Annotated in this window: 2 protein-coding genes; both read left to right on the top strand. The window is 49.7% G+C overall.

The window, feature by feature from the left end; all coding sequences use genetic code 11:
• Nucleotides 1–223: 223 nt before the first annotated feature.
• Nucleotides 224–1540, top strand: coding sequence for a globin domain-containing protein (locus HNH97_RS16710; protein ID WP_006117537.1), 1317 nt, complete (start codon nt 224–226; stop codon nt 1538–1540).
• Between the two features lie 91 nt (nt 1541–1631).
• Nucleotides 1632–2432, top strand: coding sequence for a nitric oxide reductase (locus HNH97_RS16705; RefSeq protein ID WP_171791636.1), 801 nt, complete (start codon nt 1632–1634; stop codon nt 2430–2432).
• The last annotated feature ends 46 nt before the right edge of the window (nt 2433–2478 follow it).

The raw sequence follows: 2478 nt of genomic DNA, 5'->3' as shown, positions 1-2478 counted from the left end.
CGTCTGCTTCATGATCCATACTCCAATCAACGCAAGGAAAATGGAATCACAGAGCAGACCTCAATACCAGAGGGTTTTTCGAACCCTCCAGATCAGTGCACGGAGCGCATAATCGGTCTGCAAATTAAGTTTCATACCTACAGCATGCATCTACTTGACAGATTTTCCAAGATGTCTGACACAAAAGGTGTATGGACTATGAACCTTAAAGGATCGAATCACAATGTCCGCCCCACTCGACGAAAAAACACGCGCTCTCGTTGTTGCGACAGTTCCAGCTCTCAAAGCGCACGGTCTTGCGATTACGGAAGAAATGTACAAGCGTCTTCTGTCGCACCCCGAAATTCGAGATCTCTTTAATCTCTCCCATCAGCGGGATCTGGAGCAGCCCAAAGCACTGGCGCTGGCTGTTCTCGCGTATGCCGAGCATATCAATGATCTTGGAAAGCTGGGCGGCATGGTCGAGCGCATTGCCGAAAAGCATGTTGGCCTGAACATTTTGCCTGAGCATTATCCTTTCGTTGCAGACGCGTTGATCGGTGCTATCAAGCACGTTCTCGGCGATGCGGCGACTCCGGAAATTATTGATGCATGGGGTAAAGCTTACTGGTTTCTGGCAGATGTCCTGATCGGTCGAGAAAAACAGATCTATGACGAGCACGAACATGCTCCTGGAGGCTGGAAGGGGTGGCGTGAATTCACGGTCCGAGCACGGCACAAAGAAACGCCTTTCATTACTTCGTTTGATCTGGTTCCAGTCGATGGAAAGCCGCTTTTTCATCATAAGGCCGGCCAATATCTGAGCTTCAAACTTGATATTCCGGGTCACGGGTCACAACGACGTAATTACAGTATTTCTTCAGCACCTGGGGCCGACCATTACCGTATTACCGTCAAGCGTCATGATCAGGGGGTAGTCTCAACGTGGCTTCACGACAGTGTGCAGGTCGGTGACATTCTTCAGGCCGCTAATCCAGCGGGTGATTTTTTTCTGGATGAAGCCAGTCATGCCCCGGTCGTTCTTCTGGCGGCAGGCGTTGGTCTCACGCCGCTGATCTCTATGATTGAAGATCTTGTCGCAACACATTCTGGTCGTAAAATACATTATGTTCTGGGAGCCGACACAGTTGATCTGGCAGCGTTTGTGCCTTTTGTGACGTCTCTGGCGACTGCAGGAAAACTGACAGCTGAGTTCTTTTTTGCAAAGGGCAATGTTCCTGCGGGAAACCTTCCAGGACAGCCTGTTGCGCAATCCAATGTTGCTTCATCAGGATGGCTGCATAGAACACTCAGTCATTTGACAGGTAGCAAGGGAACAATACCAGAAGCTGTCTCTTCTGCGGGTATTACGGTTCATTCAGGTCATATTACACAAGATTGGCTGCGCAAAAACCTTGATCACGCAGCGACCTATTACATCTGTGGCCCGGATTCTTTCATGCGCGACATGATTGAAACTTTGCGTAACGAGCAGTTGTCAGGCTCTCAGATCCGCTATGAGATTTTTGGCTCCGCATCTGATCCGGCTCTGGTGATCTGAAACCTGTCAGACGACCTTCTCAGAAAGGAGGAGGTCGTCCGGTCGCTTTTTTTCTGTTTTCTTAAAGTTTTAGCCAGAAAGTCCGTTCAGGATGTCCAAGACGTCATTAGTCAATCGTCCTGACAGGGATCCTGTCAGCACTGTCCTGAAGTGGGTTTTACTTGTTGTCGGGTTTGCTACCGCGATGCTGCTGTTCTGGACAACACTCAGGACATATCAGGGTGCTCCACCTCAGCCTCAGAGATTTGTTTCCCGGTCCGGGGATGTCATCATGACTGCAGATGACATTATCGCTGGTAAAGGCGGGTTCCAGAAAGCAGACCTGATGGATTATGGCAGTCTGTATGGTATGGGCTCGTATTATGGAGAAGATTACACAGCATCCTTACTAAAAAATATTGCGCTTTCAACACGGGAAAATTATGCACACGATGTCGGAGAGAGGACCTTTTCCCATCTGTCTCCGGAAAAGCAGACGGTTGCGACAACCCATATGCGTGAGGATCTTCGTGGCATCGATCTGACACAAGACACGGTTGTGTTACCCGATGCCGTATCCCACGCTTTTGTAAAAATACGTGATGAAACAGCGGCGTCGTTTCTTAGGACAGACCGCTCTTCCGGCTGGAATGCGACACAGGCTCTCACGCCAGCGCTTGCGTTAAAAACAGCCGATTTTCTCATGTATTCAGCTTTGACGACTGTGGCGCATCGCCCTGGCGAGACCTATTCATGGACGCAGAACTGGCCGTATGAACCGTTGGTTGGGAATACACCAACGGGGACCACATTTATATGGACGTGGGCGAGTTTTGGCTTTGTTTTTCTCGCATTTGGTGTCGTTCTGTTAGAGGTGGACCCGTCTGTTCGGACAGTTTTTGGGTTTGAATAAGCTATACCCGGTTGTTGTTATGCCGCCATTCTGACGGCGTTGCTGT

The sequence above is a fragment of the Gluconacetobacter entanii genome (genome assembly GCF_013155425.1).
Lineage (GTDB): Bacteria > Pseudomonadota > Alphaproteobacteria > Acetobacterales > Acetobacteraceae > Novacetimonas > Novacetimonas entanii.
This window is presented reverse-complemented; position numbering and strand designations above follow the sequence as displayed.